The sequence below is a fragment of the Ruegeria sp. CH6 genome, from assembly GCF_056537005.1.
The window spans coordinates 117,127-132,733 of record NZ_JBQFQS010000008.1; the positions used below are offsets into that span (position 1 = coordinate 117,127).

The following is a 15,607-nucleotide window of genomic DNA, read 5'->3' on the forward strand; positions in this document are numbered from 1 at the left end:
CTTAAAGGACGCCGATCTCAGCCAGCGCCCGGTTTAGATCTTCGGGCAGAGCATCATCCTGCGACTTGCCTTTGGGCAGGTCTGCGGGGGTATCTTCGGGCTTTAGATAACGCCAACCCTGAAACGGTCGTTTCTGGGCGTTTTGGGTGCGATGCACTTCGGATTCCAACACGATAGCGCAACGGCGAATGCCATCGTCGCCGATAACCTCATCCAGTCTCAGGATACGCTGTCGGCACTGCACGACGCCTTTGATCACCCAGTAGATCGACCCGCCGTTCAGAATCTCTGCCTCGCGCTTGGGCCACATACGGGTGACATGGCGGGGCAAGCTGTCCTCGAACCGCTGGCGGTAGGTATCCTGCCACGCGATCAGGGTGTCGACGCTTTCCGATCCGACCGAAAGTTTTATGAGGTTTACGTACTTATCCACAGCTTTCCCACAGAGTCGTCCCTAGGCCCACCTTTATATTGTAGCTCATGCGCGATTGTCATCAAGCTGTTGTAGTCGGGCGTTGAAATGGTCTAATCTGGGTGCCTCTTTCAAGACAGGGAATCACCAATGAGCCGCTTTGCCGCCCCCATCGCCGAGCAGATCTGGGACATGAAATACCGCTTTAAACAGGCGGATGGCACACCCATCGACCAGACGGTCGAGGATTCGTGGCGTCGCATCGCGCGCGATCTGGCTCAGGTCGAAAATGACCCCGCACATTGGGAGCAGAAGTTTTTCGAGGCTCTGGAAGATTTCAAATATCTTCCTGCAGGGCGCATTACCGCCGGAGCGGGGACCGCGCGGCGCGTTACCCTGTTCAACTGCTTTGTCATGGGGACGGTTCCGGACAGCATGGGTGGCATCTTTGACATGTTGAAAGAGGCCGCATTGACGATGCAGCAGGGCGGCGGAATCGGTTACGATTTCTCAACCATTCGTCCGCGCGGCGCGGATGTGCATGGCGTGGCCGCTGATGCCTCGGGGCCGTTGTCGTTCATGGATGTCTGGGACGCCATGTGCCGCACGATCATGTCGGCTGGTTCACGCCGGGGTGCGATGATGGCGACCATGCGCTGCGACCATCCGGATATCGAGCACTTCATTACCGCCAAATCCGACCCTGCGCGCCTGCGTATGTTTAACATGTCGGTGCTGGTGACAGACGCCTTCATGGAGGCAGTCAAGGCTGACGGCCCATGGGAGCTGGTGTTCGGCGACAAGGTCTATCACACCGTTCAGGCGCGTGATCTTTGGAACAAGATCATGCAGGCAACCTACGATTATGCGGAGCCGGGTGTAATCTTCATTGATCGGATCAATCAGGCCAACAACCTGAGCTATGTCGAGACAATCGCGGCAACAAACCCCTGCGGTGAGCAACCTTTGCCGCCCTATGGTGCTTGTCTTTTAGGTTCGGTCAATCTGGCACGTCTGGTTGCGGATCCGTTCGAAAAAGACGCTCATCTTGATGAGGCGGCTATGCAAGAGCTGGTCGCAACCGCCGTTCGGATGATGGACAACGTGGTGGATGCGTCGAAGTTCCCGTTGCCGGAGCAAGCAGCGGAAGCCCAGGCCAAGCGCCGGATCGGTCTGGGTGTCACCGGACTGGCCGATGCCCTGCTGATGCTGGGCCTGCGCTATGGCTCGGACGAAGCGGCGCGCCAGACCGAGCGCTGGCTGCACGCAATCGCTCGCGCCGCTTATCTGGCGTCAGTAGACTTGGCCAAGGAAAAAGGCGCCTTCCCCCTGTTTGACGCTGAGAAGTATCTGGACAGCGGCACGATGCTGCAGATGGATGACGACGTACGCGATGCGATCCGCGAGCATGGCATTCGCAACGCCTTGCTAACATCAATCGCGCCAACCGGGACGATCTCGCTCTATGCTGGGAACGTGTCGTCTGGGATCGAACCGGTCTTCGCATATGCCTATACCCGCAAGGTTCTGCAGAAAGATGGTTCACGTACCGAAGAAGAGGTTGTGGATTACGCGGTACAGATGTGGCGCGACAAGTTTGGGGATGTTGAATTGCCGGACTACTTCGTCAACGCTCAAACGCTGTCTCCGTCTGATCACGTAAAGATGCAGGCCGCTGCACAGAAATGGATCGACAGTTCGATCTCCAAAACCATCAACTGCCCCGAAGATATCAGCTTTGACGCGTTCAAAGACGTTTACATGCAAGCATGGGATCTGGGGTGCAAGGGTTGCACCACCTACAGACCGAATGATGTAACGGGTTCTGTCCTGACGGTTTCTGAAAGTTCGGACAAAGTGCCCGGCGAAAGCGCGGATGCGCCTCATGAAGTTGATGGTGGCGATGTCATCTACATGTCCGAGCCACTGGATCGACCACAATCGCTTGAGGGGTCGACATATAAACTGAAATGGCCCGACAGCGAGCACGCGATCTATCTGACCATCAACGACATCGTGATAGGCGGGCGTCGCAGACCATTCGAGGTTTTCATCAACTCGAAGAACATGGAGCATTATGCCTGGACGCTGGCCCTGACGCGTATGATCTCGGCAGTGTTCCGTCGTGGTGGTGACGTGTCATTTGTGGTTGAGGAACTGAAAGCGGTGTTCGACCCGCGTGGTGGTGCCTGGGTTCAGGGCAAGTACATCCCATCAATTCTGGCCGCAATTGGTGGTGTGATTGAACAGCACATGGTCGCCATCGGTTTTCTCGAAGGAGAAGGGATGGGGCTGAAATCCGATCCGCAGGCGCAGGTGGTCAATATGGATGCTCGGCGTGGCAAGGCATGCCCATCCTGCGGACAATACGACATGGTCATGATCGAAGGGTGTATGACTTGCCGAAGCTGTGGTCACTCCAAGTGCGGTTAACCGTCAGCCTGATTTGAATTTGTGAAAGCCTGCATCAGTTTGCAATTTAACCAGCCAAAACTGCAACTTTGACCATAAAAACTTTGCCACCGCTTTTGAGGCGGTGGCAATTTCAATTGAGATGGGATGCCTTAGGAATGGTTAGCGCCTTGGCGCGCGCGCTCCCCAAAAAGCTGGCGTGTGCCAAGGCGCATCGGCCCGTTTGGGCCGATAACCTCATTGCTTACGTTCAAAACCGTGCGTTAGGTAGTTGAGCCTGGGTGTGCCCGTGGTCGCTTGCGAACGCTGAGTCCGCTTCGGTTAAGGAAAAAACTCCGAAACCTTCAACACAAGGCACAGTTCTTTGGAGCAGATCGTCGGTGCAATTGCTCAGAGAAAAACTCACACTTTGGAAGTTGGTTTCACGCCGCTATTGCCGGATCTTGCTGATAATTAAACTCTTTGGGTTCAACAATTGTGTCTCCAGCGAAATTCTTTGAAATTTCCACTGCTATAAGCCTGTCGCCTTCAAAGGAAGGGCTGAGCTCGAGTGTCAAATAATCGAAGAGGGCTCTTTCGTGAACTGCCACAACGATTTGGCGGTTCATACCTTTGGAAAGGGTCCGTAGCAGTGCAGCCAATTGGGTTATGTGTACGTCATCCATCGACTGCACAGGATCGTCAAGGACCAGCCATGGTTGCTTGATAGGCACGGAAAGGTGCAGTGCCAAAAACAGTGTCAAAGCTGCGGTGTTAAGATTGCCTTGACTCAGCATTGCTCCAGGAGATCCCGATGCCTCTCCAGATCGATGCAAGGTCTGTAAAACGGCCTCAACCTCTCCTTTGTCGTCAGTGGGCAACTTGAACGCAGGAACAAATTGCTCAGACGGGGCTAACCTTAAAAATAGATCTCGCCAGAGTGTGTTCAGTGAACTGCTGAAAACCCGTTTGACTATTGAGGAGCGCACTACGCTGGCAGCGGTAGATACTTTCTTTGCGTCTTGTCGAATGTCGGACACTCTCTGGTCTGCGGTCTCGATTAGCTCCAAGCGTTGCGAAAGCTGGCGATCTTCCGCTTCAAGTCTTGAGACTGATGCGTGCAGTTCTTCATAAGCATCTATGGTCTTTAGACATACGATCCTCATTGAATTGAATGCCTCAATTTCTTCGACTTTTTGCTCGATTTTGAGCTCGGCAAATTTCAATGCCTCGTCTACATCTTGGAAATCTGCAGGTAATTTCTGTGAAATTTTCAAAATCAGGTCCCATGCTTCATCAAGCAGTGTTGACGACAACTCTCTATCCTGCTGTGCTCTTCTAAGTTGAACGCGCGCGAGAGATGCCTGTTCCATCAGTTCGGTTCCCAGTTGAGCTTCCGGTTTCATTGAGGCCAAGGTAATTGAAAACTGTTGCATCGCCGCCTTTTGCGACCGCCACTGCACAACTTCTGCGGCGTCAACTAAAGCCTGTTCTACACTCAGTATTTCTCGTTGCGCGGTAGACAGAAGTTGACTCTCTGCAGCTCGTTCTTCAGCGACGGCCTGTAGTCGACCGGCTTCAGTTGTTAGCGTCCCAATTTTACTTGCTACATGTGACGCCAAGGAACCTGAGTTAAGTTCTGAGTAATCGCGATCGCAAACAGGGCAATTCTCACCGGAAATGTGTGGGGTCACACCTGCGAGAGCTCGTGCAAGCGCCTGAACGTCTCCTATCCCAGAATTAACTTGCTGATTAAGCTCACTTATCTTGGCGGTCGCACGCTCTATCTTAGAAGTCAAATTGTTGAAATTTGCTTCAACTTCGGCCGCACTTTGAATCAACGCTTCTAAGCGCTTCACTTCGTTAACAGCTTGTTCTTCAGCATGTGCTCTTGCCCGTTCGGGGCCTCGATCATAGGGTAAAATATCCGGAAAAATACCTTTCATGTCTTCGAGCACGTCGTCGAGTGCATTTCCTGGGCCATCTGACCAAGCCCGGTAGCGTTCGGTCGCCTTTCGTTCGTCGCTTGACAAACTCGAGACATTCTTCATGTCAGTCGAATCCGGCAGTTCTTCCCAGTTCTTTTGTAATGAAAGTAGCTTCGAGCGCAGTTTATGGGAATTTTGCAGTCGAGAGTTGTCATCCTGACTGAGCTGGATGATCTTCCGAGCTTCTCCGAGGTCAAGCTGCTCTTCTATGTTTACACCAAGTTCAGGAAGCACTTTCGCAAAAGAATCATTCAGATCGCTGCCGACATTGCTGAGCTCAGTTCTTCGGGCATTCAATTTTGTTTGCAATTCATCCTGTTGAGTTTGAAGGGACTTTTTCAAGTCTTCAACTCGTCGGTATTCTGGGACTAAATTCTTTAACCTTGAAACGTGAAGCGCTGGATGCAACCCATCCACCAAAGCGTCCAAAGGATCAAGGCCCAGAAGTTCTTTGACGAATAGGGTTAGAGGTGAGTTTGTTGAGGCTTTCTTTTCATCGTAGATTTCAAGTAGCCGCCCAAGTGTGGACTGCGGTAGAAAGCAACGCTCAGAAAAAAATCGTGCTTCGTCTTCTGAAAGCACCGCGTTGGCAGAAAAACTTGTGTTAGAAAACTCGACACCTCCACGGGTTTTGGTCTGACCATCAAGTGGAGAGGCCAAGTTCAGTTCGATCTTGCCAGACTCTGCCCCAAAATTCGTTAGGAACTTTCGATAGCCAAATTTGTCATCTCCAAGGTGAGCGAGGTGACCCGTCAATCCTAACTCGAGTGCTGAAAGAACGCTGGTTTTGCCCATGCCGTTCGAACCGTGGATTAGAACGACCTGCGCATTCATAGGAATTGCAATCTTTCCCCGAATGCTGCGGAAGTTCTCGATGACTATGGATTGCAGTTTAGGCGACATCAATCGTTCTCCTGCTCCTCGGCGAGCGGTTCTCGTACAGCTTCAAATATTGCTTCTCTCAGAATTTGTTTTATTGCAGCTTCACCACTTTCGGATCGACTGAGTAATCCTTGTACAAAGATTTCATCGTTCGGGTTGGTGATCTTCTCACCGACTTCGGCTTGCCAGTTTTCGATATCGCCAACAGGTGGGGGAAGCTTGAGGGGCAACAAAACCGACAACCAATCACGCAATTCTTGTTCGGCATCCGGGCCACTTGGTGCGCCAACTGAAAGCACACGGCAAACAGTTCCGAGAGATCTTATTATTTCCGGGTTAGCCTGCCCCAACGTCAAAACAACCGTAACAGAGCGTCGTGACTGCAAAACATCTAACGCTCTCGTGAGAGCAAATATCTTTCTGACGACTTCTGCATCATCAGAGGCGCTATTCAGCTCGATCACGATCACGAGATCGTTTGACTTTTCGCCGCCGACCAAAGCTCGCCCAAAATTAAAGGAAAGCGATCCAACCTTAAGCGGGCTCGGTAGCTCGCGGAAACCTCCTTCTTGAATCAGAATTTCCCGCACTTTTTCAGACGTCGTCATATGGCCACCTCCATGCGGAACTCACCATAGAGGTCATCGATACTATCACACTCCTTTAGCAACGGACCAAAAGCAACGTATCGCGGCTGATTGCGTGCACCTCTTAAGTTCGCGCTTGGGCTTCTCTGCTGCCGAGGGCTGACGCGTTTAGAACAAATAACTACGGCGTCCGGATCATCTTCATTGAATGCTCCGCAGTCGATGAGATCAGTGATCACATCATCATTGGCTGCAAAAAACACTCGTGCTTCTGCGTTCTGCGAGGATAGTTTGAGAACACCAGAGTTAGCTTCCAGTGGATCACCTATTGAAGTGACCCATTTTTGCTCCTTGTCGCCAACCCCGATTATTCCAAGTGCCGCAGAAGCTTCACGTAATCCAGTTGAAGCAAGCTGTTGTTTACCTTTCATCAAGTGAACCGGATCATTGTCTAAAGGATAGTAGCGCAATCGACCAGGTTCGCTAACGCCATCTTGAAGTTGGTGCCTTGCTCGAGCAATTGTCAGTGCAATGTTCCTAACGAGATTCATTCTGTTACTGTCACCTGCTTGTGCAACTTGACCTTTTAGATGTTGGAGCCCCTGATTGATCTTTTCAAAATCCTGTTCCTGAAAGCTTGGGGCCTTCACATCCTCTGACAGAGTGACAAGTTTCTTAGTTAAAACATCGAGTAAAAGCGCAGTTAGAAACGATTTGGAATAAGCAGGAAACTTGGCCCGATCCAATATCTCGTCTTGGTTGGCACCAAAAGCTTCTTCACCATAAGTTACGCCCAGTAAAGTTTGTTGGTGTGAACCGATGTTGAGAGAAGAAAATACTATCGGCGTCGGGTGGTTGTCCCACTGCCAAACTTTTCCTTCCCCATTTCCCCCGAACAGGTTTTTGATATTTGGATCTTGAGCCGACAGCCCTATCATTAGAGTTTTCTTCCGCTGGATAAGTGCATGAAGTTGTTCCCGGACCATTCTAAAGGACTCGTTGGTCATCCAGCCAATGATTTGAAGATCCCGGGCTACAAGTAGAGGCCTATACACGTCTTCATTCTCGATAGAGCGCAGTGCGCAACCGTGGAATTTGTAAAGTGTGGCGCAAGCCTCAGGTCCTTGAAAGTCCTTTCCCGTAACGGTGACCCGGTAACCTGTTCCATTGTGTCCGAGTTCTTCCATTGCTGCTTCAAGGAGCCCATCCCAGTTGGCGGTTGAGACGTCCTTAACAACGCCTTCGAGAACAAGCATACCAATTGCCAAGTGCTCTAAGTCTGGCTCTTGGTTAGCGAAAGTGGTCTTGAAATCTAAACCTTCCCAAAGAAGGTAATCCATTGGCTTTCCCGAAACTCTAACTGACAGGACTTCCGAGTAACTATTCCATAACTTGTCGACTATTGAGTCGATACAAGGCCATTCGGAAGCTGGTTTCGAAAAATCGATCTGATCTTGCTCTGCTTTAGATAGTTTTGCGATTTCCAAGACGTCGTTGAGGGCGCGCTGAAATGGACAGGCTTCTTCTTGTGTTGAATGTTCCCGCAGAAATTCAATTAGCTTACTCAGTACCCCGTCGAGGCCAATCACTCGTTCTTTAGAGATCGCTGAGCCTAACCAGAACGCATATTCCCCTTGGGCAAAATGCTCGGAAAGCTCTGAGAACTTGCCATTTAGTAGCTCAAGCGCGTCCAGCAGTGATATTTCATTTTTTTTCAATCTGTACTTCTCTTAAATCTAATTTCAAATCACACGGTTGGGTTGTGCTCGTCTCTTTGTGCTGGTTTTAGCCCTACCTCTGCAAGACCAAATATTGAGAAGTTGGGACCGATTCCGCACCTTTCGGTTTCACTTTTCCACTCAATAGCACAACTGATAGTGGAACGCTGAAATCCGGAACAAACTGCGAACCTCGCCGAACGGGTGTTATGTGAGCCGATCTCTGGTTGTATCTGCCTGTCAAAGGGCTGACCACCATTGTAACGGGCAGGGGCGTGGGTTGACCGCCAAGGACGCCCCGGGTTGATGTCGATGATCCATCGGGTCGAGTTTGAATGTTAAACGACTACCTTTGCGGAGTTGTTTGAAGGTTCACGTGAGTACGAGGAAGAGGTCACCGACCTTTTTCAAGAGCGTTTAGCGCCGGAACGGCTGTGCACGTTCGATCCGGACAACGGTTGGATGTTGACGGCCTTAAACTCGCCGACCCGCTATGAACGAGATGAAACTGCTGCCTAAGCTTGCCACATGACAATAGGTCGGACACCGTGAGTGAGAGAAGGGCGAAGGTCGAAAGAGCAGGCGAAACGGACTTTCATCCGGTTGCCTGCGTCTGGTCATCTACAACTGGAACAGATGCAAGGCGCTTATCACTTCCCGCCTTGTCGCCTCGGTGCGCTCTCGCGCCCGTTCCGTGCCTTCTTTGATCACATCAAGAATGTATCCCCGGTCCTCGGAGAGCTGTGCCCTACGCTCGCGAATTGGGGCGATGAGCTCCTGAAGGATAGCTTCCAGACGCGCCTTGATCTTGCTGTCGCCAAGCCCGCCTCTCCGATACTGAGCCTTGAGCTCGGCAAGCCCTTCCTGGTCCGGATCGAAGGCGTCGAGATAGGTAAAGACGACATTGCCCTCGATGCAGCCCGGGTCTTCGACACGCAGGTGGTTCGGATCGGTGAACATCGCCCTGACAGCATTTCGGATCTCCTCGGAAGACGCGGACAACGCAATGGCGTTGCCGCCGGATTTCGACATCTTGGCCTTGCCGTCGATACCGGGCAACCGGCCCGCCCGGGGGATGATCGCCCGCACCTCGGGCAAGACGGCGCCGCCTGCGGTTGCGTTGATGCGCCGCACGATCTCGTTCGTTTGCTCGATCAGCGGGGCTTGATCCTCACCGACGGGCACGACCGTCGCCTTGAAAGCGGTGATGTCCGCCGCCTGTGCCGCCGGGTAACATAGAAATCCGGCGGGAATATGCCGTCCGAACCCGCGCACGCGAATTTCGTCCTTGATCGTCGGGTTCCGTTCGAGTCGCGCGACCGTGACGAAGTTCAGGTAGAGCATCGACAACTCCGCCAACGCCGGAAGATGCGATTGCAGGCAGATGGTGGTGCGACAGGGATCAATGCCCACGGCCAAATAGTCCAGCGCGACCTCCATCACGCTGCGCCGCACCTTTTCCGGGTCGTGGGCGTTGTCGGTTAGGGCTTGGGTATCCGCCAGCAGCAGAAATTGTTCATGACTGTCCTGATAGCGCAGCCGGTTTGCAAGCGAGCCTGCATAGTGTCCGATGTGAAGCGGCCCCGTGGTGCGGTCACCTGTTAGAATGGTTGGTTTATTCATTTGCGTCTTCTCATGAAAAGGGAGGCGGCGCATCGGGAAGCTCGGAAAACAATAGGCCGCCCATGCGGCGGCCTCGGAATACGTTTGGTCATCCGGCCACCCCGTCAGGAGGCCAGCCACCAAGTCATTACGATGATCGTAGTGTTTTCCATGGAACACTGACTATCGTCTGCAAGACTACTGGTCAATCAAATGGTGGAAAGGGCTCGAGGCTGAACACAGATGCAGTTCAGCACGTTCGCGATCGGGGTCGCTATGCGATGCAGGGACGGCCCTTAGCTGCCCTTTGGCCCTTACACCTCATGCGGCTGTGCGTCCCTTCAGAGGAGACATTCGCCGCGAGCGCTATATCCACTTCAACCTGAACTCGTGGATTGCGGGGCTTTTGCCTGTCGTCGTATTGAGAACAGACACGCATTTGGCGACATATTTAAATGAAACGATGACCTCTGCTGAAACCATACCTCAATCTCCGGATCGCACCCTTGTCGGCGTCGCGCTGATGCTGGGGTTTTGCCTAACCGCTCCTTTGCTGGATGTGTCTGCGAAACTCGCGTCGACCAGTGTGCCGGTTGGGCAGATTACGGCTGCGCGGTTTGTGGTGCAATGCGCGTTGATGGCGCCTTTCATCTGGATAATGGGACTGTCGTTGCGCGTGGCGAAAGATCAGGTGATGGTGCTGGTTTTCCGCTCATTGCTGCTGGTGTTCGCAACATTTTGCTTCATTGCCGCAATCCGGGTGATGCCCCTTGCCGATGCGCTGGCAATCGTGTTCGTTGCCCCTTTCATCGTCTTGTTGGTCGGCAAGTTTTATTTTGGTGAAGATGTCGGCCCGCGTCGCGTCGGCGCGGCGCTTGTGGGGTTTGTCGGGGTGTTGTTCGTCATCCAGCCCAGTTTCGCAGCTTTCGGCGCGGTTGCCATTATTCCGCTTGGCACAGCAGTTGCCTTCGCTTTCTACATTCTTTTGACCCGGGAGTTGTCGCGTCGGGTGCACCCTGTGACCCTGCAATTCCACACCGGCCTGATCGCCAGCCTGTTTTGCATTCCAGCTCTAATTGTTGCGCAAGGTTCCGGCTCTAATTTGTTTGATCCCGTTTGGCCGACAGACATCGCGTTGTTGTGGCTTTTGGGCGCTGGCTTTTTCGCAACGGTGAGTCACATGATGATGACGTATGCGCTGTCTTTTGCGCCTTCCGTCACGCTGGCACCGCTGCAGTATTTTGAGCTGCCGGTCGCGACCTTGTTCGGCTATCTTGTCTTCAATGACTTCCCGAACACACTTAGCCTGCTTGGCATTGCCATCATAATCAGTGCGGGGCTGTATATGATACATCGCGAAAGGGTCGCGGCCAGACAGCTGGTTACAGTGCGTGCGGTACCTCCAATCTAAGGCTATACACTCGGCCCGGAGCTTACAATCGCGGCATGCATAGCGCATGTCGGCTTTAAGCTCAAAGCAGACATTGGTTGGGTTTGCGCTCGGTGCCGACGGAAATGTTTAGTTCCTCTTCTTTTTTGAGGTACTACCCCTCCAGCAATTTCACCGTCCCCGATGTTCCGTCCACCTCGACCAGTTGCCCATCTTTCAATTCGCGCGTGACGCCTTGTATGCCTACAACACAGGGTTTGCCGTACTCGCGGGCCACGACTCCGCCATGTTGCAGCATCCCGCCGATCTCCAAAACCACCGCTTCGGCATTGACGAATAATGGCGTCCAACCGGGATCGGTGGTGAACGTGACCAGGATGTCACCTTTTTCAACTGGTTTTTCACGCGGCTTCAACAGAACCTTCACACGCCCCTTGGCTTTGCCGCTGCTAATTCCGGTGCCAACCAGAGTGTTTGGATCACCTTCGGGGCGTTTCACTTGGCCAATCCGACCGCGTGAATCTATCAGATGCGGGAAGGTCACTACATGATTAAGCTTTTGGTAGTAGGGCTGTTTAGCATCTCTTAAGGCGCGCATGTCCAATTCTGGATCAGCATCGGCGGAGTCGATTTCGTCCAGCGTCAGCCAGAATATGTCTTCAGCTGAGTCCAATCGGCCGACCTCAACATAGTTTTTTCCTTCGCTCAAAGCGCGTCGCCGAACGGCGTAATTATTCAGCACCCAAAGGTATTTGGGCGTATCCCGCGCAGGTCCATAAATATCCATAAGCTTGTAGGATTTCTCGATTTTTCTCCGTGTTCGGCCGCTGGTCATTTGCAACAGTTTTTCATAAGCCAACTTACGCGCTGCCACATTGCGGTTCTGCATTGCTTCCGGGTTGGTTGAACTATTGGCCATGTAGGACATCTGTTCCAGCGCGAGACGCGGCTCATCGCCATAGCGCGGATTGGATAGTTCCAGCTCACTTGGGCCACGCGCGCCGAATTCGTCGATGAAGGCGTCCCACGCTGACATGAAGTTGTCGGGCAGTTTGCGCGACTTGATCCGAGCCGCCAATGCATCAAGATCGCCCATGTCATCGGGGGACAGCATTTTCGACATGCGATAGAGTTGTATGCCGATGTTGGCGGCTTCATTGCCTTCAAACCCGGTTGTTAGTGCCTGCACCATCTGCCTGCCCTCAACGCTGGTGGTGTCGACAACCTTATTCAGCAATTTCATAAACTTGCCCACAGCCATCAAGTAGGCCTGCCCGGGCGGGGCCGCGACGCCACCGATGATTGGCGTCTGATCCTTGTCCATCTGGGCGATCATCTTCCGCAATGATAAATGTTCATAGTTGGAGTTCTTTATGTCCCGTATGGCCTTTGCGATATCCGTGTCATAGTGGCCTCGGAATTTTTCCGGGTTACGTGTGGCAGCCAACACTTTGAGGCCAAACCGGCCCATCGAGATCATCGAGCGCGGGACGTGGAGCAGTAGGGACCCCCAGCGCAAACCGGGAATTTTTGATTCAGCCTTGTAGCGATCCACATCGATATTCGCGAACAGGCGCGCGGTGATATCGTCCATCATTGAAGTTGTTCCGCCGGATCCCGAAAAGCGGCGCACGTCCACCAATTTCAGAACTTGCGAAAAGTTGATGAAGGGGCGCCCGCCCGCGCCAAAAGCAAAACTTTCAGCAGGAGCGCCGTCTGCGCGTAGTTCGACCGGGCCAATATAGGGGGTCAGCCATTGGCCAAGAGATCCGAACATCCAGTCGATTGTCAGCGGGGTCATGGGCTGATTGATAGTCATCACGTCCACAAGACCGAAATCGAAATATAGCCGGCGTCTGGCGCCGGGTTCGGTCAGCATCTCTGGCGGAAGTGGAATTTGCGAAGTAATTGGACGGGCTTGCAGGAGATAGAGTTCTCCTTCGGAATAGGCCCATTCGATATCCATGGGCATTTCATAGTAAGCTTCGATCTTGCCCAGCATTTCAGTGATTGCGAGGACCTGATCGTCGGATAAGCAATAGTCGGCAGCATTCGGGTTCGGGCGTTCTTCGACACCTCCATCTGGCTTGAGGTAAACACCCAGTTGCTTGCTGCCTTTTTGACGTTCGACGATTTCGGACGAATAGCGGTTCACCACGAACTGATCGGGTGTCACCATGCCGGAAACCACAGATTCGCCAAGCCCGACATTCGCGTTGATAACCGCTTCATCATAGTCGTTGTTGAAGGGGTTTAGCGAAAACCCAACACCGGCCATCTCTGAAGCAATCTGCATTTGAACGGCAACGGCGATGCGTGGTGCATCCAAGGCAAACCCATGCTGTTGTTTGTATACAAAAACCCGTTCGTCAAAAGCCGAGGAAAAAGCGTCCTGTAACGCCTTGTGCAAGGTGGAGCGATTTACGCCCAAGTAAGTCTCGTACACCCCCGCAAAGGACGCCCCCGCCAAATCTTCTTCCGGCGAGGAAGAGCGGACCGCAAAGAGACAATCAACTGGGAACTCACGAAGGGCAGTTTCAAGCTGATTGCTCTGATCATCAGTCAAAGGCAAGCTTGAACAAATACCCTTTAGCGCCTCTGTGGGATCGTGAAGCGCCATGCCATTTTGGATCGCGGATTTAGTTGCAGCCCATTCTTCCGAAGCCATCATAACGTCCAGCCAAGGCTTGAAGAAATTGACGGAGCAAGTGAACCCGGGAGGAACCGGCAATCCAGCTTGTGTCATACGTGACAGGGAAAGCGCTTTGCCTCCTACCTGGACGAGTTCGGGAATTGGGGTTTCTGAAAACAGATGAACGGTATGAGTTGACATAAAGGGAAATCTCCAAAAACAACTGAAAGTTTGCGGCCTATTCTAAGTCAGATCAAGAATTTCAGTGGTCGCTTGGTTACATGGCGTTAGTCACTCGACGTGATCTGACATGACCTCTCTTGAGGAACGCTATGTGTGGCTGTTGCTGAGGGGGAGTGTTCTGGGTTTCAAAGTCCGCATTCCGCGCATCTCGGTCATTCATGCCGTAAGCAGCGAACGGCAGCTCTGAGCCCATTTTGCCCGATGCTGTGCTTTGCACATTTTGAAGCGATGTGCCGAAAGCCGTCTTTGCTTCACATCTGGATAGAAACCTTGGAATGATAGCCCCGTGAATACCGCATGTTTCGGGTCGAAGTGCCAATTCAGTGTGGGTAGTTTCACACTGAACAATCACAGGATTTCCCGATGCACGGACGCGACGCACTCTTCCCGGATTTTGATCAGTTAACGGATGCGGAAAACGCGTTGACTGAACGTTTGAGCCAGGCACGCCGCAACTATGCCAGTCGCAAGGCCACCTCGGCTGAGTTGACGCCTGACTGGTTGGAAGAGCTGCAGTCCAAACGGTTTGACCACGCAGAAGACCTTGAACCGCTGATGGACTGGGTGATTGATGCGCTCGACACTGGCAGCGTGCAGATGACGCATCCGGGGTATCTCGGCCTGTTCAATCCGGCACCTACGTTTGCCGCAGAATGTGCGGATCGGATTGCATCAGCCTTCAATCCGCAAATCTGCGTGTATTCTCATGCGCCTGCTGCTGTCGAAATCGAACAACATGTCATCAATGAACTGGCCCGGCGCGCCGGGTTTCCCAAGGGGGCCGGGGGGCATTTCACCAGTGGTGGGGCCGAGGCCAATTCGACGGCTGTTTTATGTGCCTTGCAGGCCAAATGCCCGGAGTACAGCGACAAGGGCATCTATGCGTTCGGTGGTCAGCCGACGATTTACGTCTCGAAGGAAAGCCACCTTGCATGGTTGAAGATGGCGCATTCAGCGGGCATTGGACGCAACGCCGTTCGATTGATCGCGACCGACGGTCAAGGGCAGATGGACGCGGGTTGTTTGGCGGCCGCCATTGATGAGGATCTGAAAAGCGGATGCGTCCCGGTCCTGATCGTGGCCACGGCTGGCACTACGAATGCCGGGATGATCGACCCACTCAAGGATTGCAGCACTCTGGCGCAAGAGCATGACATGTGGTTTCACGTCGATGCGGCCTGGGGTGGCGCGATGATTGCCAGCACGGCAGGACGGTCGGTGTTGAACGGCATTGAACAGGCGGATTCAATCACGATTGACGCCCATAAATGGTTCGCCACCACGATGGGGGCTGGCATGTTCCTGACCTCACGCCCCGACATACCGGCCCAAGTTTTCCGGATTTCGGCCAGCTACATGCCGGAAAGCGAGGCGGCCAAGGATTTCTATGTGAATTCCAACCAGTGGTCGCGCCGCTTCGTGGGGTTGCGCCTGTTCCTCGCCCTTGGTGCTGCCGGATGGGACGGCTACGGAGACCATGTTGAACGCTCAATTCGCCTGACCAACCGGTTCACGGAAAACCTTAGAAAGGCAGGTTGGACGGAGGCAAACCGGTCTCTCATGGGGGTGAGTTGCATGGTTCCGCCGGAAGGGAACGACGCTGTACAACGTTATGTCGATGCAGTTCATGAAGATGGCCGGTTCTGGATTTCCAAGGCGGTGTTCGAGGGAAAACCGGTTTTGCGGGCCTGCGTTACCAATGGACGCACGGATGAAGCGACCATTGATCAGTTGACGGCTTTCCTGACGACACTTTGAGGCA

General features: G+C 53.1%; 9 protein-coding genes. 3 read left to right on the forward strand and 6 right to left on the reverse strand.

Going from position 1 to position 15,607, the window contains the following annotated elements; translation table 11 throughout:
* Position 1: 1 nt before the first annotated feature.
* Positions 2–433, reverse strand: coding sequence for a DUF1489 family protein (locus tag ACR0CW_RS16135; RefSeq protein WP_480788582.1), 432 nt, complete (start codon positions 431–433; stop codon positions 2–4).
* Between the two features lie 129 nt (positions 434–562).
* Between ACR0CW_RS16135 and ACR0CW_RS16140 the strand changes: the two genes are divergently transcribed.
* Entirely contained in the window at positions 563–2,845 is a 2,283-nt protein-coding gene (locus ACR0CW_RS16140; protein ID WP_480788583.1) for an adenosylcobalamin-dependent ribonucleoside-diphosphate reductase, read from the forward strand.
* Positions 2,846–3,246: 401 nt separating this feature from the next.
* Here ACR0CW_RS16140 and ACR0CW_RS16145 read toward each other — a convergent pair whose 3' ends face one another.
* The 4 genes from ACR0CW_RS16145 to trpS form a co-directional block, all read right to left on the reverse strand.
* A complete protein-coding gene (locus ACR0CW_RS16145; RefSeq protein WP_480788584.1) occupies positions 3,247–5,694 on the reverse strand; it encodes an AAA family ATPase in 2,448 nt (815 codons plus the stop codon).
* Complete coding sequence (locus ACR0CW_RS16150; RefSeq protein WP_480788585.1) at positions 5,694–6,281, reverse strand: hypothetical protein; 588 nt, start codon at positions 6,279–6,281, stop codon at positions 5,694–5,696. The genes ACR0CW_RS16145 and ACR0CW_RS16150 overlap by 1 nt, the downstream gene beginning before the upstream one ends.
* Positions 6,278–7,978 carry an SIR2 family protein gene (locus tag ACR0CW_RS16155; RefSeq protein ID WP_480788586.1) on the reverse strand — a complete coding sequence of 567 codons (1,701 nt, stop codon included), beginning with the start codon at positions 7,976–7,978 and terminating at the stop codon, positions 6,278–6,280. Before ACR0CW_RS16155 ends, ACR0CW_RS16150 begins: the two co-directional genes overlap by 4 nt.
* A 621-nt stretch (positions 7,979–8,599) precedes the next feature.
* On the reverse strand, positions 8,600–9,601 hold the full coding sequence (gene trpS / locus ACR0CW_RS16160) for a tryptophan--tRNA ligase (RefSeq protein WP_480788587.1): 1,002 nt from the start codon (positions 9,599–9,601) through the stop codon (positions 8,600–8,602).
* Positions 9,602–10,043: 442 nt separating this feature from the next.
* Here trpS and ACR0CW_RS16165 point away from each other — a divergent pair, with 442 nt between their 5' ends.
* Positions 10,044–10,991 carry a DMT family transporter gene (locus tag ACR0CW_RS16165; RefSeq protein ID WP_480788588.1) on the forward strand — a complete coding sequence of 316 codons (948 nt, stop codon included), beginning with the start codon at positions 10,044–10,046 and terminating at the stop codon, positions 10,989–10,991.
* Between the two features lie 133 nt (positions 10,992–11,124).
* On the opposite strand, the gene ACR0CW_RS16170 is transcribed toward ACR0CW_RS16165, so the two are convergent.
* Entirely contained in the window at positions 11,125–13,803 is a 2,679-nt protein-coding gene (locus tag ACR0CW_RS16170) for a PEP/pyruvate-binding domain-containing protein (protein ID WP_480788589.1), read from the reverse strand.
* A gap of 405 nt (positions 13,804–14,208) precedes the next feature.
* Here ACR0CW_RS16170 and ACR0CW_RS16175 point away from each other — a divergent pair, with 405 nt between their 5' ends.
* A complete protein-coding gene (locus ACR0CW_RS16175; RefSeq protein WP_480788590.1) occupies positions 14,209–15,603 on the forward strand; it encodes a pyridoxal phosphate-dependent decarboxylase family protein in 1,395 nt (464 codons plus the stop codon).
* The last annotated feature ends 4 nt before the right edge of the window (positions 15,604–15,607 follow it).